This window comes from Brevundimonas mediterranea (assembly GCF_014196125.1).
Lineage (GTDB): Bacteria > Pseudomonadota > Alphaproteobacteria > Caulobacterales > Caulobacteraceae > Brevundimonas > Brevundimonas mediterranea.
This window is the reverse complement of the sequence record NZ_JACIDA010000001.1, coordinates 1,378,653-1,405,403: the sequence shown is the minus strand read 5'-3', so window position 1 is coordinate 1,405,403 and position 26,751 is coordinate 1,378,653. Positions and strand designations below refer to the sequence as shown.

Genomic DNA, 26,751 nt, shown 5'->3' with positions numbered 1-26,751 from the left:
GCATTACATGCAAGAATCTGCGTCAGGCCGCCTCGATGCGATAACCTTCGATCACCGTATTGGCGAGCAGTTGCTCGCACATCTTCTTGGCCTCGGCCTGGGGGTCTTCGGCGCCGGCGAGGTCGAACTCGATCAGCTTGCCGACGCGAGCGTTCGATACGCCGGCCCAGCCCAGCCCTTGCAGGGCGCCTTCGACGGCCTTGCCCTGGACGTCCAGGACGCCGGGCTTGAGGAAGACGTGAACCTTGACCTTAGCCACTAGTGCAGCCCTCCCTGGATCACCGTCGGCATGCCCTTCATGATGCCCAGTCGACGCGCGACTTCGGTGTAGCTTTCGATGACATTGCCCAGATCGCGGCGGAACCGATCCTTGTCCATCTTCTCGCCGGTGGTGGAATCCCACAGGCGGCAGCTGTCCGGGCTGATCTCGTCGGCCAGGATGACGCGGCTGAAGTCGTTTTCCCAGATGCGGCCGAACTCGATCTTGAAGTCGACCAGGGTGATGCCGACGGCGCCGAACATGCCCGACAGATAGTCGTTGACCCGAACCGTCATCGCCAGGATGTCGTCCAGTTCCTGGGTCGAGGCCCAGTTGAAGGCGGTGATATGCTCTTCGGTGACCATCGGGTCGTTGAGCTCGTCCTTCTTGTAGTAGAATTCGATGATCGAGCGGGGCAGGGGCGTGCCTTCCTCGATGCCGAGGCGCTGGCTCATCGAGCCGGCGACGATATTGCGGCAGACGACTTCCAGCGGAATGATCTCGACTTCGCGGATCAGCTGCTCGCGCAGGTTCAGGCGCTTGATGAAGTGGTTGGTCACGCCGATGCCGTTCAGGCGCGACATGATGAATTCGCTGATCTGGTTGTTGACCACGCCCTTGCCTTCGAGGACGGCCTTCTTCTGCGCGTTGAACGCGGTGGCGTCGTCCTTGAAGTACTGGATCAGGGTGCCGGGCTCGGGTCCTTCGTACAGGATCTTGGCCTTGCCTTCGTAAATCTTCTTGCGCTTGCTGTTCATATTCCGGTCCCGGCCTACGGGCGCCCTCCAAAAACAAAAATCGCGCGGCCATGATGGAAAGGGGAAGACCCGGTCCTGGCGGCGCGTTTCGGAATCGTTCGGGCAGTCAATCTCGTTCGGCGACTCCTTAGCCGAACGCGGCCTCCGATACAAATGAGGCGAAACGGTTATGCGAGCGGGCGGGAACGCGGATGCGACGGAAGTCATGTTGCGTTCAGACACGGTCGGGCTATAGACGGCGCTTGCCCCGAGGTTAGCGGGGCGTTCGGAGCTATGCTGAGCGACATGACGACCTTCGACGATCGGGAAAGAGGCTACGAGGCCAAGTTCGCCCTCGATCAGGAGCAGGAATTCAAGGCCATCGCCCGGCGCAACAAGATGTTGGGCCTGTGGGCGGCCGAGAAGATGGGCCTGTCGGCTGAAAGCAGCGACCAGTACGCGGCGGCCATCGTGCGCGCCGACATGGAGCAGCCCGGCGACGAGGACGTGTTCCGCAAGGTCGCCGGCGACTTCAAGGCCTCGGGCCTGTCGGTGTCGGAAGGCGAGATTCGCTCCAAGATCGACGAGCTGGCCTCTATCGCCCGCGAGCAGATTCGCGCCGGCGAATAAGGTCTGGCCTTCGGGTTGGTTCAGAATTCGAAAGGGCCGCACCCGGGGGAAAGTGCGGCCCTTTCTTTTTGCCGGGGACGTTGGGGGATGTCTGACCCGGCGTACTGTGCGTCTCGCGCCCTTGAAGAACACGAGACGCCCGATTTGGTTTCAGCCCGTTCCGGCCGGGCCGAAATTATTTTTACGGCATCAGCACCGTGTCCACGACATGGACCATGCCGTTCGACTGGGCCACGTCGGCCTGGGTGATGGTGGACTTGCCGCCCTTGGCGTCGGTGATGACCCAGGTGTTGTTGGGGCCGGCTGCGACCGTCAGGTCTTCGCCCTGGACCGTCTCCAGGGTGGCGGTTCCGCCGTTGGCCTGGGCCTGGGCGGCGATGTCGGCGGCGGTCAGACGGCCGGCGACCACGTGATAAGTCAGGATCTTGGTCAGATCGGCCTTCATGGCCGGCTGCATCAGGGCGGTGCGGGTGGCCTCGGGAATCTTGTCGAAGGCGGCGTTGTCGGGGGCGAAGACGGTGAAGGGGCCTGGGCCCTGAAGCGTCTCGACCAGGCCGGCGGCCTGAACGGCGGCGACCAGGGTGGACAGGTTCGACGCCTTGGACGCATTGGCGACGATGGTCTCGTTCGGGCTCATGGCCGCGCCGCCCACCATGGGGTCGGCCGCCATCGGGGCCATGGCCGCGCCTTCGGCCGGGGCCGTGGCGGCGGACTCTGCGGGCGCAGCCGCTTCGTTGTTGTTGCAGGCGCCGAGCGCCATCAGCGCCCCGCCGGATACGGCGACGAGCATGAGCGTGCGAAGATTTGTCATGGTGTTTCGTTCCCTGTTGGTCCGCGCTGTGGCGGTCACGACAAGGTTACGTTCGAGTTCACCTAAAGGATGCGTGCGGCGTGACAAGAGGACGCAGCTTGGCCATTCAGTCTTCGAAGACGACGGTCTTTGTGCCGTGCAGCAATACGCGGTCTTCCAAGTGTCTTCGGACTGCGCGAGCCAGAACTCGACGCTCGATATCACGACCCTTACGGATCAAATCTTCCGGTGTGTCGCGGTGGCTGATCCGTTCCACGTCCTGTTCGATGATCGGGCCTTCGTCCAGGTCGGGCGTGACATAGTGGGCGGTGGCGCCGATGACCTTCACCCCGCGCGCGTGGGCCTGGTGATAGGGCCGGGCGCCCTTGAAGCCCGGCAGGAAGGAGTGGTGGATGTTGATGCACCGCCCCGCCAGCCGGCCGCTGAGATCGTCGGACAGGATCTGCATATAGCGCGCCAGAACGACCAGTTCGGTGCCCGTCGTTTCGATCAGGCGCAGCAGTTCGCCTTCTTGCGCCGGCTTGTCGGCGGCGCTGACGGGCAGATGATGAAAGGGCAGGTCGCCCAGATCGACATGGCCGATCATTTCGCGGGGGTGGTTGGAGACGACGGCCGTCACCTCCATCGGCAGTTCGTCGATCCGCCAGCGGTACAGCAGGTCCGCCAGACAGTGATCGAATTTGGACGTCAGGATCATCACCTTGCGCGGCTCCGGCCCTCGCAGGGTCCAGTCCATGGCGAAACGGTCGGCAAGCGGCGTGAAGGCGGCGTGGATGGCGGCCAGGGCGTCGCCGTCGGCCGGCTCGAACACCACCCGCATGAAGAAGGTGGCGCTGAAGGCGTCGCCGAACTGCTGGGCGTCCGAGATATTGGCGTCCCGCTCCAGCAGGAAGGCGGAAACCGCCGCGACGATGCCGTGGCGGTCGGGGCATGAAAGGGTCAGGATCATCAGGTGGAAGGCTTATCCGGGGAGAAACTTCCCTAGTATGGCCCAGGTTTCGGTCTTTGCCGACAAGGATATTGCATGGGCGGGGCTGGACGACGGCAGGTCGATCAGGGTGACGCTGTCGAGGTCGGCTAGGACCCGCCTTCCCAGCTTTGCGGCCAGGCCGCCGTTGAAAGCCACGGCGCGAAGTCTGGGCAGGCTGTTCACCAGACCCCGCAGGTCGGCGGCCTCGGGCGACCGGATCGCCGCATCCAGACTGCCGGATCGCCGGGCCGAGGCGATCACGTCCCACAGGCCGACGCCGCGCGCTCTTAGCCGGTCCAGGCGGTTGGAGTAAGACAGGGCGGTCAGGGGCTCGTCCAGCACGCCGCCGATTAGCGGCCAGAAGCCGTTGCGGGGGTGGGCGTAGTATTGGGCCGCCTTCAGCGAGGCGTCGCCGGGCAGGCTGCCGAGGATCAACAGGCGGGTGTCCGCATCGACGACGGGGGGGAAGCCGATGCGGCGATCGTCTTGCGGCTGGGGGCTCACCCCTCGCCGAACACCCGGTTGAACACCACGTCCACATTCTTGGTGTGATAGCCGAGGTCGAACAGGGCTTCGAGCTGTTCGGCGGGCAGGGTGACGCGCTCGTCGGCCTTCAGGAAGTCCAGGAAGGCGCCTTCGCCGCGCCAGACCTTCATGGCGTTCTCCTGCACGGCGGCATAGGCGGCCTCGCGCGAGATGCCGGCCTGGGTCAGGGCCAGCATGACCCGTTGCGAGTGCACCAGACCGCCCAGGCGGTCGATATTGGCCTGCATGTTCTCGGGATAGACGTTCAGCCGCTCGACCACATTGGCCAGGCGGTGCAGGGCGAAGTCCAGGTGGATGGTGGCGTCGGGGCCGATGCCGCGCTCGACCGACGAGTGGCTGATGTCCCGTTCGTGCCACAGGGCGACGTTTTCCATTGCGGGGGTCACGGCCGAACGGACCAGACGGGCCAGGCCGGTCAGGTTCTCGGTCAGGATCGGGTTGCGCTTGTGCGGCATGGCCGACGAGCCCTTCTGGCCTTTGTCGAAGAACTCTTCCGCTTCCAGCACCTCGGTGCGCTGCAGGTGGCGGATCTCGATGGCGAGCCGTTCGACCGAGCTGGCGACGACGCCCAGGGCGGCGAAGAAGGCGGCGTGGCGGTCGCGCGGGATGACCTGGGTCGAGACCGGCTCGACCTGAAGCCCCATCTTGTCGGCGACATATTGTTCGACGGCCGGATCGACATTGGCGAAGGTGCCGACGGCGCCGGAGATGGCGCAGGTGGCGATTTCTTCCTTGGCAGTGATCAGGCGGCGTTTGGCGCGCTGGAACTCGGCGTGATAGCCGGCCAGCTTCAGGCCGAAGGTCACGGGCTCGGCATGGATGCCGTGGCTGCGGCCCACGGTCGGGGTGTATTTATGCTCCTTGGCGCGGGTCTCCAGTGCGGCCAGAACCCGGTCCACGCCGTCGATCAGCAGGTCCGAGGACCGGGCCAACTGAACCGCGAAACAGGTGTCCAGCACATCCGACGAGGTCATGCCCTGGTGCAGGAAGCGCGCCTCGTCGCCGACGATCTCGGCCACATGGGTCAGGAAGGCGATGACGTCGTGCTTGGTCGTGCGCTCGATCTCGTCGATGCGGTCGGCGTCGAAGGTCGCGTCCTTGCCCTTGGCCCAGATGGCGTCCGCCGCCTCCTGGGGGATGACGCCCAGTTCGGCCATCTTGGTCGCCGCATGGGCCTCGATCTCGAACCAAATCTTGTACTTGGTCTCTTGCGACCAGATGGCGGCGGCGGCGGGGCGGGAATAGCGGGTGATCATGGGCCGGTCGTGTCGGTCCGGCCGCCGTCGGAGTCAAGGTTTGCGGTGCTCTAAAGCTGCCCCATCGTATTGTCGTGATCCACGGCCTGCCGCTTCAGCCAGGCGACGAAGGCCGTGGCGCTGGGCGAGGGCGGGCGGTCGCGGGGTTGGACGACGTAATAGGCGAAGCCGACCGCTTCCGAGCCGTCGGGGAAGGGGGCGACCAGGCGGCCCGAGGCCAGGTCCGCCTGGGCCAAGGTGCGTTTGGCCAGGGCGACGCCGCGGCCGGCCATGGCGGCCTCGATCAACAGGCCCGACTGGTTGAAGCGCGAGCCCCGGCGCGGGTCTGGGTGGCGCACGCCGCGCGCCTTCAACCACATGGCCCAGTCGGGGCGGCTGGGGTCGCCGTCGTTGGACATGTCGTGCAGCAGGGTGTGACGCATCAGGTCGGCGGGCGTGCGGATCGGGTGTTCGCCGTCCATCAGAGAGGGAGCGCAGACAGGCAGGACGGTCTCGGTCATCAGCCGGTCCACGGTCAGGCCCGGATAGTCGCCGGGGCCGTAGCGGACGGCGAGATCGACCTTGCCCTCGGTCAGGTCGGCCGGCTCCATGTCGGCGGAGATCCACAGTTCGATCTCGGGATGGGCGGTGTGGAAGTCGTCCATGCGCGGCATCAGCCATTTCGAGGCGAAGCCGGGGGCGACGCTGATCGACACCTGTTTACGGCGCGGCGGTTCGCGCAGCAGGGCCGAGGCGTCCATCAGCCGCTCGAACCCTTCGCGCAGCAGAGGGACGGAGGATCGGCCCAGGTCGGTCAGTTGGAGACCACGCGCCTCGCGCACGAACAGGGGACCGCCGACGATGTCTTCCAGCAGGCGGATCTGCTGGCTGACGGCGCCCGGCGTTACGGCCAGTTCGTCGGCGGCGCGCGAGAAGTTCAGGTGACGCGCGGCGGCCTCGAAGGCGCGGAGGGCGTTGAGCGGGAGCAGGGAACGAGCCATCGCCGTTAGAAATCCTATCAGCGAGCCAAAGGCAATCTGGTTTGCGGGTCTGGGCGGGGAAGCCGATGGTTCGCGTCCTGCCGTCGTCCCTTCTTCCCCTGATGACGACCCTGAAAGCAAGACGATGCGTGTATTTCTCGCCTCCATTCCGCTTGAGGCCGCCAAGATCGTGATCATAGGCGGCGGCGAGCCCGCCCTCGCGAAGCTGCGACTGTTCCTGAACACGCCGGCCGAGCTGCTGTGGTTCGCGCCCGACGGGGCGCCGCCCCGGATGGAAATTCCGCTGAGTGCGCCTGAGCCGGTGCTGCGGACGCCCGAGGCCGGGGATCTGGCGGGCGCGCGTCTGGTGTTCATGGCGTTGGACGACGCGGATGAGTTGACGCGGCTGGGCGCCCTGGCGCGGGCGGCGGGGGCCCAGGTCAATGTGGTCGACAAGCCCCATCTGAGCGACTTCCAGACCCCGGCCCTGATCGACCGGGACGAGGTTGTGATCGGGGTCGCCACCGGCGGATCGGCGCCCATACTGGCGCGCGACGTGCGCTCGCGGATCGAGGGGGTGCTGCCGGCGGGGCTGGCCAATGTGGCCCGGCTGGCGCGCGAGCTGCGCGACACGGTCAAGACCAATGTGCCCGACTTCATGGCCCGGCGTCGATTCTGGGAGAAGGCGTTCCGGGGACCGGCGGCCGATCTGGCGGCGGCGGGCCGCACGGCCGAGGCGCGGCGCGAGATGTTGCGTCTGCTGAATTCGGCCGCGCCGGAACAGGGCGTGGTCCATATCGTCGGGGCTGGGCCGGGCGATCCGGAGCTGCTGACCCTGAAGGCGCTTCGGGTGCTGCAGGACGCCGACGTCATTATTCACGACCGTCTGGTGCCCGAGGCCGTGCTGGAGCGGGCGCGGCGCGACGCCAAACGCCTGTATGTCGGCAAGGCGCGCGGCGAACATTCGGTGCCCCAGGATCAGATCGAGGCCTTGATGATCGAGGAAGCCAAGGCCGGCCATCGGGTCGTGCGGCTGAAGGGCGGGGATCCCTTTGTCTTCGGCCGCGGCGGCGAGGAGCTGGAGGCCATGCGGGCGGCGGGGGTTCCGGTCTTCGTGGTGCCGGGCGTGACGGCGGCCCTGGCCTGCGCGGCGTCAGCGGGCATTCCCCTGACCCACCGCGACCACGCCCAGGCGGTGACCTTTGTGACGGCCCAGGCCAAGCCGGGCGGGGGCGACGCCGACTGGGCCAGGCTGGCCGCGCCCAACCACACCCTGGCCATCTATATGGGCGTGGACCGGGCCGAGGAGACGGCGGCGAAGCTGATCGCGGCCGGACGTCTGGGCTCGACGCCGGTCGCCGTCGTCGAGAACGGCAGCCGGCCGGACGAGCGGGTCCTGACCGGCCGTCTGGACGGGCTGGGCGCCCTGGTGCGCGGCGCCGACCTGAACGGTCCGACCCTGTTGTTCGTCGGCGAGACGGCGGCGTTTTCGGCGGCCCAACTGGACGTGCGGGCGGAGGTGGCGGCGTGAAGATCGTGACCGCCAACCGCCTGTCGGACGGCCGCGTCATCTATGCGGGCGTGGGATCTCAGCCGGTCGAGGGCATCGACCAGGCCTCGGTGCTGGACGAGACGACGGCCGAGATCGTGCTGGCCGAGGTCGCCGGGCGACCGGACATCTTCGTCAATCCCTATCTGGTCGAGGTTCAGGGCCATGTCCCCTCGGGTCGCGATCGGCTGAAGGAGCGGATTCGTTCTGCCGGACCGACTGTCGGGCACAGCGTCGCGGGAGGCGTGGGCTGATGTATCGCTACGACGAGTTCGACCACGCCCTGGTGCGTGAACGGGTCGAGGAGTTTTCCGACCAGGTGGCGCGCCGCGCGTCCGGCGCCCTGACCGAGGACGAGTTCAAGCCGCTGCGGCTGATGAACGGGGTCTATCTGCAACTGCACGCCTATATGCTGCGGGTCGCCATTCCCTATGGGACGGTCAACAGCCGGCAGATGCGCCAGCTGGCCCATATCGCCCGCGCCTATGACAAGGGCTACGGCCATTTCACCACGCGGACCAACATCCAGTACAATTGGCCGGCCCTGACCGACCTGCCGGCGATCCTGAGCGACCTGGCCGATGTCGAGATGCACGCCATCCAGACCAGCGGCAATTGCATCCGCAACACGACGACGGACGTCTTCGCCGGGGCGGCGGACGACGAGATCGAGGATCCGCGCCCGTGGTGCGAGATCATCCGCCAGTGGTCGACGATCCACCCGGAATTCAGTTTCCTGCCGCGCAAGTTCAAGATCGCGGTGATCGGGGCCGAGAAGGATCGGGCGGCGATCCGGACCCATGATGTGGGCCTCCAGATTGTCAAGGGCGAGGATGGCGGGACGGCCTTCCGCGTCTTTGTCGGCGGGGGGCAGGGACGTCTGCCGCATATCGGGCAGGAGATCGCTTCGGCCGTGCCGGCGGCGGACCTGCTGGCCTATCTGACCGCCATCCTGCGGGCATGGAATCTGCTTGGACGGCGCGACAATATCCATAAGGCGCGGATCAAGATCCTGGTCGCCTCGGTCGGGCTGGAGGCTTTCCGCGAGGAGGTGGACAAGCATTACGCCACCCTGCGCCACGAAGATCTGCGGATCCCCGAGAAAGAGGCCGAGCGGATCAAGGCCTATTTCGCCCCGCCGCCGTTCGAGGATCTGCCCAAGGCCAGCGCGCCGTTCGACCGCGCCCTGTTGGCCGACCCGGACTTTGCCAGGTTTGCGAGGAACAATGTGCGGCGTCACCGCAAGGCGGGCTACGCCTCGGTGGTGGTGTCGCTGAAGCCGCTCGGCGGGGTGCCGGGCGACATCACGGCGGACCAGATGGACGCGGTTGCGGATCTGGCCGAGCGCTACGCCTTCGACGAACTGCGCGCCGCCTATGAGCAGAACCTGGTCCTGCCGCATGTGAAGCTGGACGATGTGCCGACGCTGTGGCGGGCGCTGCGCGAGGCGGGGCTGGCGACCGCCAACGCCGATCTGGCGACGGACGTCATCGCCTGTCCGGGACTGGATTACTGCAGCCTGGCCAACGCCCGATCGATCCCGGTGGCCCAGGCCCTGTCCAAGCGGCTGGCGGACATGGATTATCAGGAGAGGCTGGGGCCGGTCCGGATCAATATGAGCGGGTGCATCAACGCCTGCGGCCATCACCACGTCGGCCACATCGGCGTGCTGGGCGTCGATCGGAAGGGCGAGGAATATTACCAGATCACCGTCGGCGGTTCGCCCGACGAACAGGCGGCCCTGGGCGACATCGTCGGCAAGAGCCTGCCGGCGGACGAGGTCGCGCCCGCGATCCAGCGGACCCTGGACCGCTATCTTGAAATCCGCGCCGAGGGCGAGCGGTTCATCGACACGGTGCGCCGCGTCGGTCCCGATCCCTTCCGCGACGCCATCTATGAGACGCTCGATGCTGCAAACGCTTGAGGGGGTTCAGAACGGACCGCGTCTGTCGGTGACGACGCCGCTGGATGAGGTCGAAGCGGCCGCCGCCGCGACCGACGTCCTGGTGCTGGAGTTCGACGCCTTTCGCGATGGGCGCGGCTTCTCGCTGGCGGCGGTGCTGCGCGAGCGGGGCTATGCCGGGCGGCTGATCGCGGCGGGCAAGGTTCTGCCCGATCAGGCGCGGCACCTGCGGCGATCGGGCTTTGACGCGGTCGAGCTGGCGCCGGGCGCGGATGCGGCGGCGTGGGACCGGATGGGTCAAGCGTTCAGCGGTTCCTATCAGCCCGCCGTCGATCCGGCGCCGACCATCTGGCAGAGGCGACGGGCGGCGTCGAACGACCCCGACCTGCAAGGTCTGGCCGACCGGCTGAACCGCGAGACGGCGGGCAAGGATGCGTCCGAGATCCTGAAGGCGGCGCTCGACCCGGCCCTGGGCCTGCGCGTCGGGGCCATATCTTCGTTCGGGGCGGAATCGGCGGCCCTGCTGCACATCGTCGCCGAGACGGACCGGGACGTGCCGGTGGTCTTCCTGGAGACGGGGCAGCATTTCCTCCAGACCCTGTCCTATCGCACCCAGCTGACCAAGGCTCTGGGTCTGACCGACGTGCGGCTGGTGACGCCCGACGCGAACGAAAAAGCGACCCTGGACGCGCGCGACGACCTGTGGCGGACCGACGCCGACGCCTGCTGCGACCTGCGGAAGGTGCGGCCGCTGGCGCGGGCGACGGCGGGGTTCAACGCCGTGATCACGGGGCGCAAACGCTATCAGGCCGCGACGCGCGCCCAGCTGAAGCCGTTCGAGGTGCTGGATGGGGTGCTGCGGATCAATCCGCTGGCGGACTGGGACGCCGACGACGTCGAGGCCTGGCTGGAGGCGCACGACCTGCCGCGTCACCCGCTGGTCGAGCAGGGGTATCGCTCCATCGGCTGCTGGCCGTGCACCCGCGCGGTTCAGGACGACGAAGAGGCGCGGGCCGGACGCTGGTCGGGGATGGACAAGGTCGAGTGCGGCATCCACCTAGGACGACGTCAGGTCGCGGCCTGATCCCCTCCCGTTCGACCTCGCCTGAAAGCTGAACCGTGTCCGTCACACCGTCCGTCATCGACCTGATCGGCCATACGCCGCTGGTCCGCCTGAACCGCCTGTCCGATGAGACGGGCTGCGAAATCCTGGGCAAGGCCGAGTTCATGAACCCCGGCGGTTCGATCAAGGACCGCGCCGCCCTGTCCATCGTCCAGGGCGCGCGGGCGTCCGGCGCGCTGAAGCCGGGCGGGACCATCGTCGAGGGCACGGCGGGCAATACCGGCATCGGCCTGGCCCTGGTCGGCGCGGCCCTTGGCCATCCGGTGGTCATCGTCATTCCCCGCACCCAGTCGGAAGAGAAGAAGTCGGCCATCCGTTCGCTGGGCGCGCGCATGGTCGAGGTGGACGCCGCCCCCTTCTCCAGCCCCAACCATTTCGTCCACTATTCCGGGCGTCTGGCGGCGGAACTGAACGACAGCGAAGAGGCGGGCGCCATCTGGGCGAACCAGTTCGACAACACCGCCAACCGCGACGCCCATTATACGACGACGGCCCCGGAGATCTGGGAACAGACGGGCGGCAAGATCGACGCCTTCGTCTCGGCCGTCGGCTCGGGCGGCACCATCTCGGGCGTCGCCGCCTATCTGCGCGAGAAGAAGCCGGACGTGACCATCGCCCTGGCCGATCCGGCCGGCGCGGCCATGTTCAACTGGTTCACCAAGGGCGAGATGACGGGCGAGGGCTCGTCGATCACCGAGGGGATCGGGGTGGCGCGGATCACCGGCAATCTGGAGGGATTCAAGCCCGACCACGCCTATCGGATCGAGGACGCGGAATTCCTGCCGATCCTGTTCGACCTGGTGAAGTATGAAGGCCTGTCGCTGGGTGGATCGGCCGGGGTCAATATCGCCGGCGCCGTACGGTTGGCGCGCGAGATCGGGCCGGGCAAGACCATCGTCACCTGCCTGTGCGATCCGGGCTCGCGCTATGCGTCCAAGCTGTTCAATCCGGAATTCCTGACGTCGAAGGGATTGCCCGTTCCGGCGTGGGCGTAAGACCCTCCGCTTGCGGGAGAGGTGGCCCGGCGTCCGCGCAGCGGACCAGGGTCGGAGAGGGGAGTCTCGTTTGAACAGAAGACTTCCCCCATCGTCAGGCGTGCCGCTTCGCGCCACGACCTGACACTTCCCCCTCAAGCGGGGGAAGGTCCTACTTCTCCGCCGCGATCCAGGCGTCCATGCGCTGGTCCAGCAGCGCAAGCGGCAGCGGGCCTTCCGTCAGCAGCGCGTCGTGGAAGGTGCGGATGTTGAACTTCGGTCCCAGTTCGCGTTCCGCCCGCGTCCGGATCTCGCGCAGGCGGATCTCGCCGATCTTGTAGGCCGTGGCCTGGCCCGGCCAGCCGATGTAGCGTTGGAGTTCGGTCTCGATATTGTGGGGCGCGAGGGCCGAGTTGTCGCGGAAACAGGCGCGGGCCTGTTCCTCGCTCCAGCCCATCCAGTGCAGGCCGGTGTCGGCGACCAGACGACAGGCGCGCCACATCTCGTAGGACAGACGGCCGAACCGCTCGTAGGGGGTGCGGTAAAAGCCCATCTCCTCGCCCAGATATTCGGCGTACAGGCCCCAGCCCTCGGTGAAGGCGCTCACATTGGCCTGACGCCGGAAATAGGGCTGTCCTTCGGCCTCCTGCTGAAGGGCGATCTGGATGTGGTGGCCCGGAACCGCCTCATGCAGGGTCAGGGCCGGCAGTTCGTACAGCGGCCGCTGGTTCAGCTTCGACGTATTGACCACATAGTGGCCGGCGACGCCGTTCTGCATCGAGCCGCCGTTGTAGCGGCCGGTGGTGTAGTTTTCCTCGATCTGGGGCGGGACCGGCTGCACGTCGTAGGGCAGGCGGGGCAGGGTGGCGAACAGGGCCGGCAGGCCGCCGTCCGCGCGCTTGGCCATCTCCGACGCCTTCTCGATCAGGGCCTCGCGCGTGGGGGCGTAGAACTGCGGATCGGTGCGCAGGAAGGCCAGGAAGCCGGCGAAGTCGCCGGTCCAGCCGGCGGCCTTCATCTCTACATCCATCCGGGCCCGTATGCGGGCGACCTCGGACAGGCCGATCTGGTGAATCTGGTCCGGCGTCAGGTCGGTGGTGGTGTGGCCGCGCACCAGATAGGCGTACATCGCCTTGCCGCCGGGACGATTTCCCAGACCGGGTTCGACCGGGGCCTTGGGCAGGTATTCGGTCTCGAGGAAGCTCAGCCAGGCCTGGCGCGCCGGAACGATGGTCGAGGCGACGGCCGACGCGGCCTGGGCCGTCAGACGATCCCTGTCCGCCTGGGACACGGTCGGGGGCAGGGTGGACAAGGGTTTCAGCAGGGGCTCGGCGTCGGGCGTGATCGCCACGTCGTTGCGCGCCCCGGCCAGGGCGCTCTCGGTCACGGAACGAGCCTGGACCAGGCCGGTGTCCAGGCCGCGCCGGGCGTTGTCCGTGGTCTGGGCGTAGATGTTTCCGAAGGCCCGGATGCGGCGGATATAGGCTTCGGCCTCGGTCACCGAGTTCAGGCGTGTGCCGCCGCCCATGTAGAGCGCCCATGTTCCAGGGCCGCCCTCGCTGTCGAAGGCCAGGCGCGAGGTGTCGTAGTCCAGCCCCTCCAAACTGCGGTTCAGGGTGTAGAGCAGGAAGGCGTGGTTGATGCCGCCGGCGTGGGAAAGACTTGCCTGGTCGATGGCGTCAAGCCGGGCGACGAAAGCCTGCAGCGGCGCGCGCTGGGCCAGTTCGAAGTTGCGTGACAGGTCGGGCACCCGGCCCATGGCCTCGACATCGCCCTCGCCGCTGGCGGCGAAGGGGTCGATCGACTTCAGATAGGCCTCGTAATCGGCGATCAGGGCGTCGAGTGCGACGTCGGACGGACTGGGGGCGAGGGCGGCGGGGGGCGACGCTAAGGCCGTCTGAGCCACGGCCGCCGCCGGCGACGCCGCAGCGAGCAGGGCCGCGACGGCCAGATAAGAGATCTTCATGACGCCCTCCAGAACAGACCTTGCAGGCAAGCCGAGCCGGACGGGCGCGTCAAGCCGTCGGGATCAGTTGCAGGCGATGAAGAAGCGTTCGATGTCGGCGCGCGTCTGGGGGTGGGCGGCGTAGGTCCGCCTCTGGTCGCCGTCCCAGACGGCGATCCAACCCAGGCGACGGAAACGCTGGAAGACCGGATCGCGTGTGCGGGCCTTGGCCTCGGCGTAATGACCGTCGGTGACGCCGGCGTCTTCGGACGTCGCCGGATAGCGTTCGGTGTCGCCGCCGGATTCCAGATGAAGCTGCCGCGACGGCTTCTCCAGTACGGCGGCCAGGTCCAGCGCGCCCGAGCCGGAGCCGCAGAACAGTTTCAGCTTCACCTCGTCGCTGTTGGCGACGCCGTAGGCCAGGGTGTTTTCACGGGCTTCCTGGTTGAGGAACCAGTCATAGTTCGGGGTCGGCGCCGGGGCGCCGGCGTCGGCCATGGAGGTCGAGACCGGCGCAGGCGTGGCGCAGGCGGCCAGGGCCGACAGGGCGAGCAGGGGCAACAGGGGCTTCAGCAGACGCATGATCGGTTTCCTATCCGGCGCAACGATCCGCGAAGCGGCGAAGCTTGGCAAGATGGGGTCGTTCGACCTTGACCGCGCCGGTTCGGTCGCCCGTCATGATCGCCATGTCGCCGGAGCCGACGAAGGCCGCGAACAGGGGATGATCGGTGCGCAGCGTGACCTCCAGCCTTCCGCCGCGCCCAATTCGCGCCGCGCTGGTGGTCGAAGCCGCGCCGGACGTCAGTCGGGCGAAGCCGGGCTGGGTCTCCGGCGCGGACCTGGCGTCGGTGTCGTAGAGAGTGACGGTCGCGACGTTGGATCGGGGCGCACACTGCAGCGTGGCCCTGAGCGCCGGGGTGTCGGTCACCTCATTGGCCAGTACGACAGGGCCTTCGCTTTCGTAAAGGGTCCAGGTCCAGGCCAATGGGGGTGAAGGCGCCTGGGCGGCCGCCTGAAGGCCCGCCGCCAGAGCGACCGCGAGAACAAGGTTCATGGATCAGCCCCCGCTGATGGCGACGCGAAATGGCGTCTCCACCCATTTCGTCAAGCGCGTGATGATCCGCAATAGGAAAGGAAGCCCGCGATCATCCGGCGCTCATCCGGGCCGGCCTTCAGGACGAACCGCCCGGAATCGCCCTGCACGCGCATCGCGCCGTGCGAAGCCAGCCCCGTCAGGCTGGCGTCCTGCAGGGAGAGGCGAGCTTCCGTGGCGTCTCCGCCGCTCATGGGATCCAGGGGCGCAGGGCCGTGAGAGGCCGCGATCAGACGCGGCGTATCCGGCTGGACGTCGCCATAGACCACGGCGGCGGCGTCGCCGGGGGAACAGGTGACCATCAGGGCCAGCTGGTCCGAGTTCTCGACTCCATAGGCCAGCTTGGCCATCGCGCCTTCATGGCTCAGATGCCAGCTCATCGTCGGCGTCTCGACGGGTGGGAAGGCGTCGAGCGGTTGCGTCCTGGCGGCGAAGGCGACCAGGGCGACAGCGGCGGCGGCGGGGATCAGAACCTTGAACATGTGAATACTCGCGTCTGACGAACAAACGCGGTTACGCATCAAGGGTTCACGGCTCGGCTTGAGCCGCCGTCGTCCTGTGGCCAAGCGGCATCAGTGGATCAGAACGGGCTGAACCGCTCGACCAGGCTCTGGGCGGCCGGCGTCGCCTGCATCCGGCTGATGTCGCCACGACCGCCGTAGGAGATGCGGGCCTCGGCGATCTGGGTGTGATTGATCGAATTGGCCGACGAGATGTCCTCGGGTCGCACGATGCCGGCGACGGTCAGTTCGCGGACTTCGCGATTGGTGCGCACTTCCTGCCGACCCTGGATCACCATGTTGCCATTGGCCAGGACGTCGGTGACCACGGCGGCGACGGTCAGGGAGACCTTTTCCGAGCGGTTGACCGAACCAGAACCGGCGGCGTTGGTCTTTCCCTCCAGCCCGACCATGTTGGCCGGGTCGAAGCCGCCGGGGAAGACGCGGCCCAGGCTGTTTTCCAGGCCGAAGAAGTTGGAGACCCCGGTCGAGGAGTCGTTCGACCGCGCTCTCTGGGTCGAATTCTGGGTCTGGGCCCGGTCGTCGATATCGATCTTGACCGTCAGGATGTCTCCGACGTGACGCGCGCGTTGATCGCCGAAGAAGGTGCGGGCGCCGACGCGCCACAGGCTGTTGGCGCTGGCGGGGGTCGCTTCCTGACGCAGGCCGGGGCCGGCCATATAGGCCTGTTGCACAGGCACAAGCGCAGCCGGATAGCCGATGGGGGCCAGTTCAGGGCCACGCACGGCCTCAATGGCGGTGGAGCAGGCGCCGAGCGAGGCGGCGGCGGAGACGGCGGCGACGATCAGGATCTTGTGCATGACGGATTTCCCTAGCGGGCGGCGAACTGTTGAGGATTGGCGCGGACCATGTCGGCGGCGGGGCCGGCGACAGCCTGGCCCGGACCGGACGCCACGGCGTCGATGACACGGTTGGAGGCGGTGTTGAGGACGGCGACGGGCTCGCCCAGCGCGGCGTTGCGCATGGCCTTGCCCATGATGCTCAGGTTCACGCCGCCGACCTGATAGGTGACGCGCACCATGTCGTTGCGAGCGATGACCTGCTGTCCGCCGCCGGCCGGACGATAGGCGGGTCGGTTCTGAGGGGCGGGGGCCTGAAGATCTGTTTGGGCGGCGGCGGCCGAAATCGGACCGGTCGAACGGCGGACGGCGACGCGACGCAGGCCGTTGGGATTGCTCCAGTCCAGACCGGCCTGGCGGGCTTGGGCCTGAAGCTGGCCGGCCTCGATCACCACCGACGGTCCGACCCGCTGGGCGACCACCACCCCGGCGGCCGCGCCGGCGCCGTCGAAGATATCGCCCAGAGTGACATTGCCGTCGTCGTCGACGGGATTGGACTTCAGCGAGACCGGTCCGGCCCATGCGGCGCTGGAAACGGCGGCGAGAGCGGCTGCGATAACCAGGGTGCGGCGGATATGGGTCATGACTTAGCCCTTCACCTGAGCGGTCACCGACAGCATTTCGTCGGCGGTCGAGATGACCTTGGAGTTCATCTCGTAGGCCCGTTGGGCGATGATCAGGGCGCTGATCTCGGCCACGGAGTCGACGTTGGAGGCTTCGGTGTAGCCTTGCATGATTTGCCCGAAGCCGGGGCTGCCCGGCGTGCCGACGTTGGCGGCGCCCGAAGCGGCCGTTTCCAGCAGCAGGTTGTCGCCGATGGCCTCGAGACCGGCTTCGTTGAAGAAGGTCGCCAGTTCGATCTGGCCGACCGTCGTCGGCGCGGTCTGACCGGCCTGGGTCACCTGGACCAGGCCCGATTTGGAGATGGTGACGTCGGTGGCGTCCTGCGGGATGGTGACGGCCGGCTCCAGCGCATAGCCGTCGTCGGTGACGATCTGGCCTTCCTGGTTGACCTGCAGATTGCCTGCGCGGGTGTAGCCGATCTCTCCCGAGGGCAGGGTGATCTGGAAATAGCCCTTTCCGTCGACCGCCATGTCATAGTCGTTGCCGGTCTGTTGGGGGGTGCCCTGCTCGGTGACGCGATAGACCGCGCCCGCCTTGACGCCCGCGCCGATCTGGATGCCGGTCGGAACGACGGTGCCCTGGCTCGACGACTGAGCGCCCATCCGTTCGACGTTCTGGTACAGCAGGTCCTGGAACTCGGCGCGCTGCTTCTTGAAGCCCACCGTGTTCATGTTGGCGATGTTGTTGGAGATGACCTCCACGTTCAGCTGTTGGGCGGCCATGCCCGAGGCTGCGGTTCTGAGCGCGCGCATTGTCCGGCTCTCCCTTAAGCGGCCTTGCCGAGGCGCTCGACGGCGCGACGGCTCAGGTCATTGGTGTTCTCGATCATTCGGGTGATGCTTTCGTAGGCCCGGCTGATCTCGATGAGATTGGTGATTTCGGTCAGCGAATTGACGTTCGACGCCTCCAGAGACCCCTGATGGATCTGGACGTCGTTGGCCTCGACCGGCTGGACGTTCGAGCCGTTGCGATAGAGGCCGTCACCGCCCTTTTCGAGCACGCCGAGCGTGTCGAAGCGGACGACCGACAGGCGCCCGGTGATCTGGCCGTTCTGAGTGATGGTGCCGTCTGCGCCGACGGAGGGGACGCCGAGGGCGGGGTCCAGCACGATCTCCGCCCCGCCGCCCAGCACGGCCTGACCCTGTTTGGTGGTCAGCCGGCCTTCCGGATCCATGGTGAAGGCGCCGTCGCGGGTGTAGGCTTCGCCGGCCGCGCCGTCTCGAACGGTGAAGAAGGCGCCCTCGCCGGCGATGGCGAAGTCGAGGGGGCGGCCGGTCTCGGACATTGAGCCCTGGCCGAAGTCGCGGCCCACGCCGTTGTCCAGCACGAAGCTGGCCGAGGGGCGGATGGAGTCGTTGCGGGCGCGCTGGCCCACTTCCGTCCCGACCATCAGCTGTTCGACCTTGAATCCGGTGGTGTCGGCGTTGGCGACGTTGTTGGCCACGATGTCGAGTTCGCGACGCAGCGTCATCTGACGGGACAATCCGATATAGGCGGCGTTTTCCACGAGTGGCGTGCTCCTTCGATTTCTCCCTCGCAACGACCGTGCCAACAGGGTTAATCCAGCAGGAATGGCGGTTTGAGAGGGCGGGAGGCCGGTGACGCCCGGCAAAAACTGCCGTTTGTAAACGTCGCGTTAACCAAGCCGGGCCGATCCTCCCCGTGAGATTCTCCGGGGCGAGCGCATGTTCAAGTTTGGCAAGAAGAAGGGCGACCCGAACGCCGATGCGCCCGCCGACAAGTCGGTCGATGCGGACGCGGCCGAGGGCGAAGAGGGCGCGCCCAAGAAAAAGAAGCTGCCGATCCTGTTCATCATCGCGCCCGTGGCCCTGCTGGTCCTGGGCGGCGGCGGGGCGGCGGCCTTCTTCCTGATGAAGCCCAAGCCGGCCGAGGCCCATGGCGAGGAAGCCGCCGCCGCAGGTCACGGCGAGGAAAAGGCTGAGGAAAAGGGCGGTCACGGCAAGGAAGAGAAGAAGGCCGAAGGCGGCGGACATGGCGCGCCCGCCGAAGGCGGCGAAGCCGATCCGGCTCTGGGCAAGATCAGCGAAGGGCCTGACGGCGTCACCTTCTACACCCTGCCGGATATGGTCATGAACATCCAGTCGGCCGACGGCCGGCCGACCTTCCTGAAGCTGAAGCTGACGCTGGAGATGCACGACGCCGAGGTGGCGACGCATCTTCAGTCCGAGATGCCGCGCCTGCAGGACATGTTCACCGGCTTCGTGCGCGAACTGCGTCCCGAGGATCTGAGCGGCTCGGCGGGCACCTATCAGCTTCGGGCGGAGATCCTGCGCCGCGTCAATCTGGTCGCCGCCCCCGGCAAGGTGGACGCGGTCCTGATCGAAGAAATGCTGGTGCAGTAGGCATGACCGATACGGCGCTCGATTCCTTCGGCGGCATGGGCGATCCGGCGGACGCCCTGTCCGAACGCGTCCTGAACCAGGACGAGATCGACAGCCTGCTGGGCTTCGACCTGGGCGACGACGACGGTTCGGAAAAGTCCGGCATACGCGCCATCATCAATTCGGCGCTCGTCTCCTACGAACGCCTGCCGATGCTGGAGATCGTGTTCGACCGCCTGGTGCGGTTGATGACGACCTCGCTGCGGAATTTCACCTCGGACAACGTGGAGGTGTCGCTGGACAATATTTCGTCGATCCGGTTCGGCGACTATCTGAACTCGATTCCGCTGCCGGCGATCCTGGCGGTGTTCCGGGCCGAGGAACTGGACAACTATGGTCTGCTGACGGTCGATTCCAATCTGATCTATTCGATCGTCGACGTGCTGCTGGGCGGGCGTCGGGGCACGGCGGCGCTGCGGATCGAAGGGCGCCCCTACACCACGATCGAACGGGTGCTGGTGCAGCGGATGGTGGAGGTGGTGCTGAACGACGCCCGCCTGGCCTTCGAACCCCTGACGCCCGTCACCTTCAACCTGGACCGGCTGGAGACCAATCCGCGCTTCGCCGCCATCGCCCGGCCGGCCAACGCCGCCATCCTGATCAAGCTTCGCATCGACATGGAAGACCGCGGCGGGCGAATCGAGCTTCTTCTGCCCTATGCGACGCTGGAACCGATCCGGAAAATGCTGCTGCAGCAGTTCATGGGCGAGAAGTTCGGCCGCGACAACATCTGGGAAGGCCACTTGGCCACCGAGCTCTGGACGACCGAGACCGAGGTGCGCGCCGTGCTGGACGAGCAGATGATGCCCCTGTCCACCGTGCTGAACCTCAAGATCGGCGATACGATGATGCTGAACGCCACGCCGGATTCGGAAGTCTCGATCCGCGCCGGCGCCATTCCCCTGACGACGGGGCGAATGGGCCGCAAGGGTCAGCATATCGCCGTCCGCATCGAAGGCCCGGTGAACCCGGAAATCGCCGCCCGCATAAGAGGACCCCGCTGATGACCGGCATGATCATGGATGCGGTGCTGATGCTGCTGCTCGTCGCGGCGGTGGGCTACGGGATCAAGCTGGAACGCAAGCTGTCGGCCCTGCGCACCGGCCAGGTCGCCTTCGCCCAGGCGGTGACCGAGCTGAACGCCGCCGCCGGTCGCGCCGAGGCCGCCCTGGCGACCCTGCGCGCCTCGGGCCAGGAGACGGACCTGCTGCACGACCGCATCATCAAGGCGCGCGAGGTGAAGCAACAACTGGAAGCCCTGATCGCCCGCGCCCCCGCCGCGGCGCCGCTGCGGCTGCAACAGGAAGAGACGGCTCCGCGCCCCGAAATTCGGCCGGTCGTGTCCGCGCCTTCGCCCGCCGCCGTGGTCAATGATGATGACGAACGCGCCCGGCGCATGGCCGCCCTGGCCCAGCGCATTCAGGGCATGTCCGGCCCCGCCGCGACGTCGCGAGCCGGGGCGCCGGCGGGTCGCGACAATGTCGCCGCCATCGTCCAGGCTCTGACCTCCGTCGGCTCCGCTAACCATTCCGCCAAACAAAGCCTCAACGCCGCGCGTCGTAATCTAGACGACGATCTGTTCGCCGCCTGAGTTCGGAACCCCATTTCATGGCTCGCATACCCCGCCTTCTGCCCCTGATCGCCGTCGCCATTGGCGGGGTTGTCGCGGTGCGCGCCGTCGGCGTCGCGCCCGGCCTGTTCGAGGGCGCCAAGGCCTGGGCGGAAGAGGCGCCGGCCGCCGCCGGCGCTCCGCCCAAGCCGGCCCTGCCCGGCACCTGCGCCCTGTCGCCCGAACAACTGGCCCAGCAGGCGGGCATTTCGCCGGCTGAGCTGAAGATCATCCAGTCGCTGTCGCAGCGCCGCACCGAACTGGACGCGCGCGACCAGGATTTCGCGACCACCCTGCCGCTGATGGTCGCCGCCGAGCAGAAGCTGGACGCCAAGGTTCAGGCCCTGGCGGCGCTGAAGGCCGAGATGAAACAGATGCTGGGCCAGGTCGACGAGCGCGAAAAGGCCGAGATCGATCGGCTGGTCCAGGTCTATTCCGCCATGCGCCCCAAGGAGGCCGCCCCGGTCATGGCCAGCCTGGAGGATCGGGTCCGCCTGCCGGTCGCCGCCGCCATGCGTCCGCGCACCCTGGCCGCCATCATGGCCCAGATGACGGCGCCCCAGGCCAAGGAACTGACCGAGAAACTGGCCGCCCGGTTCCAGGCCCAGCAGATGGCCGCCCGCGCCGCCGCCGCCGAAGCCGCGACCCCGGCCGCACAGCCTGTGGCCCAGCCGGCCGCCGCAACGCCTTCGCCCACGCCCGCCGTCGCAACAGCGCCCCAGGCGCGGCCTGCGCCTCGTTCCGCCGCCCGCCAGCCGGCCCGTCGGCCCGCCAGCCGACCGGCGGCGACCCCGGCGGCCGCCCCCGCCGCCGCCGGCCCCCAGCCCTACAAGCCGGCCGCCGCTGCAGACGCCCAGCCGCGCCAGACGGTGCAATAGGCGCATCCGCATTGATGCGTAGCCTGGCGATCTCCTGACGATAACCCTTCTGGCGGATCATATCCCTCGCGCTCCGATAGAGGGCGACGATCATATCGAGGGTGTCCGCCATGATGGGCGAGGTTCTGTATATCGCTCACCGTCTGCGACGGGTGTTGATCCTCGGACTGCCTGCTGCGGGACTGATCTGGGTCGCCGCCGCCGTTCACCACTCCCTGAGTTGATCGGCGGGTTTCGGTTGGCATGAGGGCCGGGCGCGGCTATCACCGCGCCTTCCCGATATCCGAGCCGCCGAACGATCATGTCCGACACGCCCCCCGACCGCCTTTCCGTCGATCCGTCCAGCCCCTTCCATGATGCGGACGTGCTGCAACGCGGCGTCGGCATTCGCTTCAAGGGCGAGGAAAAGACCAATGTCGAGGAATATTGCGTCTCCGAGGGCTGGGTGCGGCTGGCCCTGGGCAATCGGGTGGACCGCAAGGGCAAGGCCCTGACCGTCAAACTTCAGGGCTTGGTCGAACCCTATTTCCAGAACGGCTGAGTCTTTCTAGGCTGCGGCTCTTCCCCGAGTCTGGAGCCTGCCGATGTCCTTCCGTCTGCTGACCGTCAGCGCGCTCGCGCTCGGCCTTGTCGTCGCCTCTGCTCCTGTGGCCGAGGCCCAGGATGCGGCCACGGTCGAGCGGGCCATCGCGGTTCGTGACGCGGCGCTGAAGTCGAACATCGCCCTGGACTATGTCACCCAGCTGACCACCCGCTTCGGCGCGCGGCCGGCCGGGTCGAAGTCCGAGCAGGTCGCCGCCGCCTGGGCCGCCGACTATCTGCGCGCCCACGGCTTCCAGAACGTCCGCATCGAAGAATTCCCGCTGGTCGGCTGGGAGCGGGGCGAAGGCTCGGCCGCCATCGTCGGCAGGTACGCCCAGTCGCTGGTCGCCGCCGCCCTGGGCCATTCGCCCGCGACGCCGCGCGGCGGGGTCGAGGCGGATGTGGTGCGATTCTCCAGCCTGGAAGACCTGCAGGCGGCGCCCGACGCCGCTGTTCGCGGCAAGATCGTCTATGTCGATCTGGGTCAGATGCACCCGATGCAGGATGGCTCGGGCTATGGTGCCCAGACCCGGGTGCGCGGCGCCGGTCCCGGCGTGGCGGCGGCCAAGGGCGCGGCGGCCTTCGTCATGCGCTCGGTCGGGTCGGACGAGGACCGCATGCCCCACACGGGCACCACCCGCTATGTCGACGGCAAGCCGACCATCCCATCCTTCGCCCTGTCCGCCCCGGACGCCGACCAGGTCAGCCGTCTGATCGCCCTGGGCGAGCCGGTCCGGATGCGTCTGACCTCGACCGCACACACGTATGAAACCCACAGCCAGAACGTCATCGGCGACCTGCCCGGCGCGACCCGGCCGGATGAGATCATCGTGCTGGGCTCGCACATGGACAGCTGGGACCTGGGCACCGGCGCCATCGACGACGGGGCGGGCGGCGCCATCACGGTTGCGGCGGCCAAGGCCATCGCCGACAGCGGCCGGCGCCCCGCGCGCACCCTGCGGGTTATCTTCTACGGCTCCGAGGAAGTGGCCCAGCCCACGCCCCAGACCGGCAACGGCGGCGGCGTCTACGCCCGCAACCAGGGCGCCGCCCTGGAGAAACACTTGATCGCCGGCGAAAGCGACTTCGGCGCGGACCGGGTCTATGCGCTGCGCCTGCCGGCCGGCGCCCAGGGCTCGGACTTCCAGAAGGCGGCGACCCGCGTCCTCTATCCGATCGGCGTCCTGGCCTCGAACGAAGTCGAGACCGACGGCGGGGTCGATGTCGGTCCCATGGGGCCGCTGGGCGTGCCCTTCTTCGGCCTGGCGCAGGACGGGACCCGCTATTTCGACCTGCACCACACCGCCAACGACACCCTGGACAAGATCGACCCGGCGCAGTTGAGCCAGAACGTCGCCGCCTGGGCGGGCTTGCTCTGGCTGATCGCCGATTCCGACGTTGATTTCCGGGCCATGCAACCGGCGACGACGCCAGCGACCCCCGCCGCACACTAGGTCGCTTGGCCACACGGTCCGGTTCTGGCTATAGAGCCGGACCGGCTCGCGGGCGTGGCGAAACTGGTAGACGCAGCAGACTTAAAATCTGCCGGACGAAAGTCCTTGCCGGTTCGACCCCGGCCGCCCGCACCAGATCTTGAGGGTCCATGCGTCGTGCCCGCCAGACCGGCGCCGAAGCGCGTTGGTCGGGTCAGAACGGAAAGAAGACCGGGATGGCGATCATCGCGGCGACCCAGGTGACCAGGTTCAGCGGCAGGCCGACACGGACGAAGTCCATGTAGCTGTAGCCGCCCATGTTGAAGACCAGCACATTGGTCTGATAGCCGAACGGGGTCGCGAAAGCGGCTGAGGCGGCCATCATCACGCCCACCAGGAACGGGCGGGGATCGACGCCCAGGCTTTCGGCCAGGGCCACGGCGATGGGGGTGATCAACACGGCGACGGTGGCGTTGGACAGGAGCTCCGTCGCAAACAGGGTCACGCCGTAAAGCACGATCAGCGCGCCCAGAGGCCCCATCGGCCGGATCACGTCGATCAGCCGGTCCGCCCCGGCGGAAGCCAGGCCCGTCACCTCGATGGCGGTGCCGACCACCACCATGCCCGCGATCAGAAGCAGGATCTCGGGGCGAAGCCCGGCATAGGCCTCTTCGGGAGTGATGACCCTGAGCAGGATCAGCGCCACAGCGCCGGCGAAGGCCGAGGCCGCGATCGGGGCCCAGCCGAGCGCGGCAGAGGCGATCACCAGAGCAAAGATCGCCAGGGAGATCAGCGCGGGCCGAAGCCGGAAAGGTCGATCCGCCGCGCCGAACAGGGCGACGTCGCCCAGATGGGCGTCGCCGGAACCGTCCGACTGATTTCGGGATTCCCCCAGGCGCGGCAGGCCGAAGGGCAGGGCGCGACGGCGTCTTCCGGCCGCCTCCGCCTCGGCGCGGCGGCGCGCGCCTTCCATCTCGGCCAGACGGGCGGCCTGCGCCTCGTCCTTGGCCACCGACCGGCCAAGTTGCCGGGCGCCGACGAAATAGAGCCACAGTCCGCCGATCACGGCGATGAACAGACCCACAGGCGTGATCTCGAACAGGCCGAAGACCGGCTGGCCCGCATTGCGCGCCATGTCGTTGACCAGCAGATTGGTCGAGGTGCCGATCAGGGTCAGCAGGCCGCCCATCACCGTCACATGGCTGAGGGGCATCAGGAACCGCTTGGGCGACAGATGCAGGGACTGGGCCACGTCGCGGATCACCGGCGCCGCCAGGACCACGACCGGCGTATTGTTCAGGAAACCTCCGACGCCTCCACACAGGCCGATGACGATCCAGATGCCCATGGCCCCGATCCGGGCCGCCAGTCGGGTGGCCTGGCGGATCAGCAGGCCCAACAGGCCCGACAGTTCGATGGCGTAGGCGATGACGAACAGGCCGGCCAGGGCGATGACAGCGGGGCTGGCGAAGGCGCTCTGCACCTCGACCGGCCGCACCACCCCCAGCAACAGCAGGACGGCGGCTCCAGTCAGGGCGACGACATCGGCGCGAAGCTTGCCGTGGATCAGCACGCCGACCACGCCGATGAGCACCGCCAGGGCGGCGATCTGATCGAAGGTCATGACCCTGTGCAGACCGGTCTCCGCAGCTTTCGTCAACCTTTTTCGCACGATGGCCCCCGAAAGCGCGAACCCATGCTAGGGTGAGGTCATGCTGGAACCGACCGTGTCGCCTCGCCCATCGGTCGTCGCGCTTGCGGCGTCCCTTGTTTTCCTCGCCGCCTGCCAGCGGGAGGAGGCCGCCCCCGCTCCGCCGCCGGCCCCGGCCGTCAGCGCGCCGCCGGTCGTCGCCATCGGTCCCGCACCGGTGCTGGACCGGGCCGGGCTCTTGCAGGCCATGGATGTCGCGGCCTCGGCCTATGCCGCCGGCAAGGACCCGGGCGGGGCCACACTGGCCGGTCGCCGCTTCGTCATCCGTCAGGCCTTCGGCTGCGCCGGGCCCGCGCCGGCGGGTCGGTCGACGGTTGGGGCGACGGGGGGCGACGGGCTGGCCGCCTGGTCCTGGGGCGACAAGGGCAAGAGCCTGAAACTGACCCTGGCGCCGGCCGATTGGACGGGTTCGCCGATGGTCGCGGGCGGCGCCGACAGCTGGGAGGCGGCCGAGGGGTTCTGGCTGCCGCGCCCGTGGTTGCACACGGACGGCTGTCCGGGCGTTCCGAGCGATCCGGCGGCGGACGGCGCGACGGCGGCCTCGCCCCAGACCGTGGGTCTGGCGGCCGTATTCGAGGAAGACGGTTCGCGCCTCGGCCGCCGCAACGGCCGGGCCTATGAGTTCACCGTCCGCGCCGAAGGCGATCAGGCTCCGGTCGCGCCGACGAACGGGTATCGACTGGTGCTGGAGGGGCGGATGGCGGCCTTCGCCGACGGCCGCGCCATTCGTTGTCGCGCCGCCGGACCGGATCAGCGTCCGGTCTGTATCGGCGCGGTCCAACTGGACCGGGTCGCCTTCGAGGACGCCCAAGGCCAGGGGCTCAGCGAGTGGCGGCCGGGGTAAGGCCGGGTTTCGCCATTCGGCGGGGCCGGGTCAGGACGTGGATGGATCCTCGGGGGCGGCGCTACGGACGGACATCATCGTGGCGAGGCGATCCGCTGCGGCGGTCATCGTCTCTCGATCCATGCGCGAAAGGCCGTCGAACCGGGTCGTGAAATTCTGGCCCAGCAGGCCCGGCGACGCCGCCAACGCCTGGCGGCCAGGCTCGGTCAGGCGCGCGTGAACCACACGTCGGTCGATGCTGGACCGATAGCGAACGACCATCCCCTTGGCCTCCAGTTTGTCGAGAACGGCCACCACGGTGGGCGCCGACATGGAGACGTCGCGCGAAATGGCGCTGGTGCTCACCTCGCCCATCGCGCGGATCGATTGCAGCACAAGAAGTTGCGGCAGGGTCAGGCCTGTCAGCCGGGCGATCTCGCGCGACCGGACGTCGATCGCCTGGGCGATCCGCCGCACCGAGCGGAGCAGGGACGTGGACAGGTCTTCGGCCGCGTCGGGAGAAATATCGCTCATCCGGTTGAACTCTTTCGTGCACGAACCATTTTTACACGCT

The 26,751-nt window shown here is 67.8% G+C and carries 30 protein-coding genes and 1 tRNA gene; 14 read left to right on the top strand and 17 right to left on the bottom strand.

What is annotated here, in order from left to right:
• Positions 1-22 precede the first annotated feature (22 nt).
• A complete protein-coding gene (gene purS, locus GGR11_RS07025) occupies positions 23-259 on the bottom strand; it encodes a phosphoribosylformylglycinamidine synthase subunit PurS (protein WP_183196009.1) in 237 nt (78 codons plus the stop codon).
• Positions 259-1,017 carry a phosphoribosylaminoimidazolesuccinocarboxamide synthase gene (gene purC, locus GGR11_RS07020; protein WP_183196008.1) on the bottom strand — a complete coding sequence of 253 codons (759 nt, stop codon included), beginning with the start codon at positions 1,015-1,017 and terminating at the stop codon, positions 259-261. The genes purS and purC overlap by 1 nt, the downstream gene beginning before the upstream one ends.
• A gap of 285 nt (positions 1,018-1,302) precedes the next feature.
• On the opposite strand from purC, the gene GGR11_RS07015 reads away from it, so the two are divergent.
• Entirely contained in the window at positions 1,303-1,626 is a 324-nt protein-coding gene (locus tag GGR11_RS07015; RefSeq protein ID WP_183196007.1) for a DUF1476 domain-containing protein, read from the top strand.
• Between the two features lie 181 nt (positions 1,627-1,807).
• On the opposite strand, the gene GGR11_RS07010 is transcribed toward GGR11_RS07015, so the two are convergent.
• The 5 genes from GGR11_RS07010 to gcvA all read right to left on the bottom strand — a co-directional run bounded on the left by GGR11_RS07010 (position 1,808) and on the right by gcvA (position 6,189).
• On the bottom strand, positions 1,808-2,437 hold the full coding sequence (locus GGR11_RS07010; protein ID WP_183196006.1) for a fasciclin domain-containing protein: 630 nt from the start codon (positions 2,435-2,437) through the stop codon (positions 1,808-1,810).
• A gap of 106 nt (positions 2,438-2,543) precedes the next feature.
• Positions 2,544-3,386, bottom strand: coding sequence for a formyltetrahydrofolate deformylase (gene purU / locus GGR11_RS07005; RefSeq protein WP_183196005.1), 843 nt, complete (start codon positions 3,384-3,386; stop codon positions 2,544-2,546).
• A 12-nt stretch (positions 3,387-3,398) separates the two neighbouring features.
• Positions 3,399-3,911: a DNA-deoxyinosine glycosylase gene (locus GGR11_RS07000; RefSeq protein WP_183196004.1), complete on the bottom strand. Its 513-nt coding sequence runs from the start codon at positions 3,909-3,911 to the stop codon at positions 3,399-3,401.
• Positions 3,908-5,209, bottom strand: a complete 1,302-nt coding sequence (gene purB / locus GGR11_RS06995) for an adenylosuccinate lyase (RefSeq protein WP_183196003.1) — start codon at positions 5,207-5,209, stop codon at positions 3,908-3,910. Before purB ends, GGR11_RS07000 begins: the two co-directional genes overlap by 4 nt.
• A gap of 50 nt (positions 5,210-5,259) precedes the next feature.
• Positions 5,260-6,189 carry a transcriptional regulator GcvA gene (gene gcvA / locus GGR11_RS06990; protein WP_183196002.1) on the bottom strand — a complete coding sequence of 310 codons (930 nt, stop codon included), beginning with the start codon at positions 6,187-6,189 and terminating at the stop codon, positions 5,260-5,262.
• A gap of 124 nt (positions 6,190-6,313) precedes the next feature.
• On the opposite strand from gcvA, the gene cysG reads away from it, so the two are divergent.
• The 5 genes from cysG to GGR11_RS06965 are packed head-to-tail and all read left to right on the top strand — an operon-like array spanning position 6,314 to position 11,738.
• Positions 6,314-7,699, top strand: a complete 1,386-nt coding sequence (cysG, locus tag GGR11_RS06985) for a siroheme synthase CysG (RefSeq protein WP_183196001.1) — start codon at positions 6,314-6,316, stop codon at positions 7,697-7,699.
• Complete coding sequence (locus GGR11_RS06980; RefSeq protein ID WP_183196000.1) at positions 7,696-7,971, top strand: DUF2849 domain-containing protein; 276 nt, start codon at positions 7,696-7,698, stop codon at positions 7,969-7,971. The genes cysG and GGR11_RS06980 overlap by 4 nt, the downstream gene beginning before the upstream one ends.
• Positions 7,971-9,641 carry a nitrite/sulfite reductase gene (locus tag GGR11_RS06975; protein WP_183195999.1) on the top strand — a complete coding sequence of 557 codons (1,671 nt, stop codon included), beginning with the start codon at positions 7,971-7,973 and terminating at the stop codon, positions 9,639-9,641. The genes GGR11_RS06980 and GGR11_RS06975 overlap by 1 nt, the downstream gene beginning before the upstream one ends.
• Complete coding sequence (locus tag GGR11_RS06970) at positions 9,625-10,704, top strand: phosphoadenylyl-sulfate reductase (RefSeq protein WP_183195998.1); 1,080 nt, start codon at positions 9,625-9,627, stop codon at positions 10,702-10,704. The genes GGR11_RS06975 and GGR11_RS06970 overlap by 17 nt, the downstream gene beginning before the upstream one ends.
• Before the next feature lie 35 nt (positions 10,705-10,739).
• The gene (locus GGR11_RS06965) at positions 10,740-11,738 is read left to right on the top strand and encodes a cysteine synthase A (protein ID WP_183195997.1); all 999 of its coding nucleotides are present in this window, start codon (positions 10,740-10,742) and stop codon (positions 11,736-11,738) included.
• Between the two features lie 151 nt (positions 11,739-11,889).
• Here GGR11_RS06965 and GGR11_RS06960 read toward each other — a convergent pair whose 3' ends face one another.
• The 8 genes from GGR11_RS06960 to flgF all read right to left on the bottom strand — a co-directional run bounded on the left by GGR11_RS06960 (position 11,890) and on the right by flgF (position 18,246).
• Entirely contained in the window at positions 11,890-13,683 is a 1,794-nt protein-coding gene (locus GGR11_RS06960) for a DUF885 domain-containing protein (protein WP_183195996.1), read from the bottom strand.
• 63 nt (positions 13,684-13,746) lie between these two features.
• Positions 13,747-14,244, bottom strand: coding sequence for a hypothetical protein (locus tag GGR11_RS06955; RefSeq protein WP_183195995.1), 498 nt, complete (start codon positions 14,242-14,244; stop codon positions 13,747-13,749).
• A 10-nt stretch (positions 14,245-14,254) separates the two neighbouring features.
• Positions 14,255-14,716 (bottom strand): hypothetical protein, encoded by a 462-nt coding sequence (locus GGR11_RS06950; RefSeq protein WP_183195994.1) that lies wholly within the window; start codon positions 14,714-14,716, stop codon positions 14,255-14,257.
• 50 nt (positions 14,717-14,766) lie between these two features.
• Entirely contained in the window at positions 14,767-15,237 is a 471-nt protein-coding gene (locus GGR11_RS06945; protein WP_183195993.1) for a hypothetical protein, read from the bottom strand.
• Positions 15,238-15,335: 98 nt separating this feature from the next.
• On the bottom strand, positions 15,336-16,076 hold the full coding sequence (flgH, locus tag GGR11_RS06940) for a flagellar basal body L-ring protein FlgH (protein ID WP_183195992.1): 741 nt from the start codon (positions 16,074-16,076) through the stop codon (positions 15,336-15,338).
• A gap of 11 nt (positions 16,077-16,087) precedes the next feature.
• Positions 16,088-16,699 (bottom strand): flagella basal body P-ring formation protein FlgA, encoded by a 612-nt coding sequence (locus GGR11_RS06935; protein WP_183195991.1) that lies wholly within the window; start codon positions 16,697-16,699, stop codon positions 16,088-16,090.
• Positions 16,700-16,702: 3 nt separating this feature from the next.
• Positions 16,703-17,491 carry a flagellar basal-body rod protein FlgG gene (gene flgG, locus GGR11_RS06930; protein WP_183195990.1) on the bottom strand — a complete coding sequence of 263 codons (789 nt, stop codon included), beginning with the start codon at positions 17,489-17,491 and terminating at the stop codon, positions 16,703-16,705.
• A 14-nt stretch (positions 17,492-17,505) separates the two neighbouring features.
• Positions 17,506-18,246 (bottom strand): flagellar basal-body rod protein FlgF, encoded by a 741-nt coding sequence (gene flgF, locus GGR11_RS06925; RefSeq protein WP_183195989.1) that lies wholly within the window; start codon positions 18,244-18,246, stop codon positions 17,506-17,508.
• A gap of 178 nt (positions 18,247-18,424) precedes the next feature.
• Here flgF and GGR11_RS06920 point away from each other — a divergent pair, with 178 nt between their 5' ends.
• From GGR11_RS06920 to GGR11_RS06890, 7 genes are all read left to right on the top strand, one after another.
• Positions 18,425-19,102: a flagellar basal body-associated FliL family protein gene (locus tag GGR11_RS06920; protein WP_035309203.1), complete on the top strand. Its 678-nt coding sequence runs from the start codon at positions 18,425-18,427 to the stop codon at positions 19,100-19,102.
• A 2-nt stretch (positions 19,103-19,104) separates the two neighbouring features.
• Positions 19,105-20,145, top strand: a complete 1,041-nt coding sequence (gene fliM, locus GGR11_RS06915) for a flagellar motor switch protein FliM (protein ID WP_183195988.1) — start codon at positions 19,105-19,107, stop codon at positions 20,143-20,145.
• On the top strand, positions 20,145-20,732 hold the full coding sequence (locus tag GGR11_RS06910) for a DUF6468 domain-containing protein (RefSeq protein WP_183195987.1): 588 nt from the start codon (positions 20,145-20,147) through the stop codon (positions 20,730-20,732). Before fliM ends, GGR11_RS06910 begins: the two co-directional genes overlap by 1 nt.
• Positions 20,733-20,749: 17 nt before the next feature.
• Positions 20,750-21,628, top strand: coding sequence for a MotE family protein (locus GGR11_RS06905; RefSeq protein WP_183195986.1), 879 nt, complete (start codon positions 20,750-20,752; stop codon positions 21,626-21,628).
• A 301-nt stretch (positions 21,629-21,929) separates the two neighbouring features.
• Complete coding sequence (locus GGR11_RS06900) at positions 21,930-22,169, top strand: DUF3297 family protein (protein WP_008263719.1); 240 nt, start codon at positions 21,930-21,932, stop codon at positions 22,167-22,169.
• Between the two features lie 43 nt (positions 22,170-22,212).
• A complete protein-coding gene (locus GGR11_RS06895; RefSeq protein ID WP_183195985.1) occupies positions 22,213-23,664 on the top strand; it encodes a M20/M25/M40 family metallo-hydrolase in 1,452 nt (483 codons plus the stop codon).
• A 48-nt stretch (positions 23,665-23,712) separates the two neighbouring features.
• Positions 23,713-23,799 (top strand) — tRNA-Leu (locus GGR11_RS06890).
• 58 nt (positions 23,800-23,857) lie between these two features.
• Here the strand turns inward: GGR11_RS06890 and GGR11_RS06885 are convergent.
• Positions 23,858-25,267, bottom strand: a complete 1,410-nt coding sequence (locus GGR11_RS06885; RefSeq protein WP_183195984.1) for an SLC13 family permease — start codon at positions 25,265-25,267, stop codon at positions 23,858-23,860.
• Positions 25,268-25,355: 88 nt separating this feature from the next.
• On the opposite strand from GGR11_RS06885, the gene GGR11_RS06880 reads away from it, so the two are divergent.
• Positions 25,356-26,198, top strand: a complete 843-nt coding sequence (locus GGR11_RS06880) for a hypothetical protein (protein WP_183195983.1) — start codon at positions 25,356-25,358, stop codon at positions 26,196-26,198.
• Positions 26,199-26,228: 30 nt separating this feature from the next.
• On the opposite strand, the gene GGR11_RS06875 is transcribed toward GGR11_RS06880, so the two are convergent.
• Positions 26,229-26,711 (bottom strand): MarR family winged helix-turn-helix transcriptional regulator, encoded by a 483-nt coding sequence (locus tag GGR11_RS06875; protein ID WP_183195982.1) that lies wholly within the window; start codon positions 26,709-26,711, stop codon positions 26,229-26,231.
• Positions 26,712-26,751: the final 40 nt, after the last annotated feature.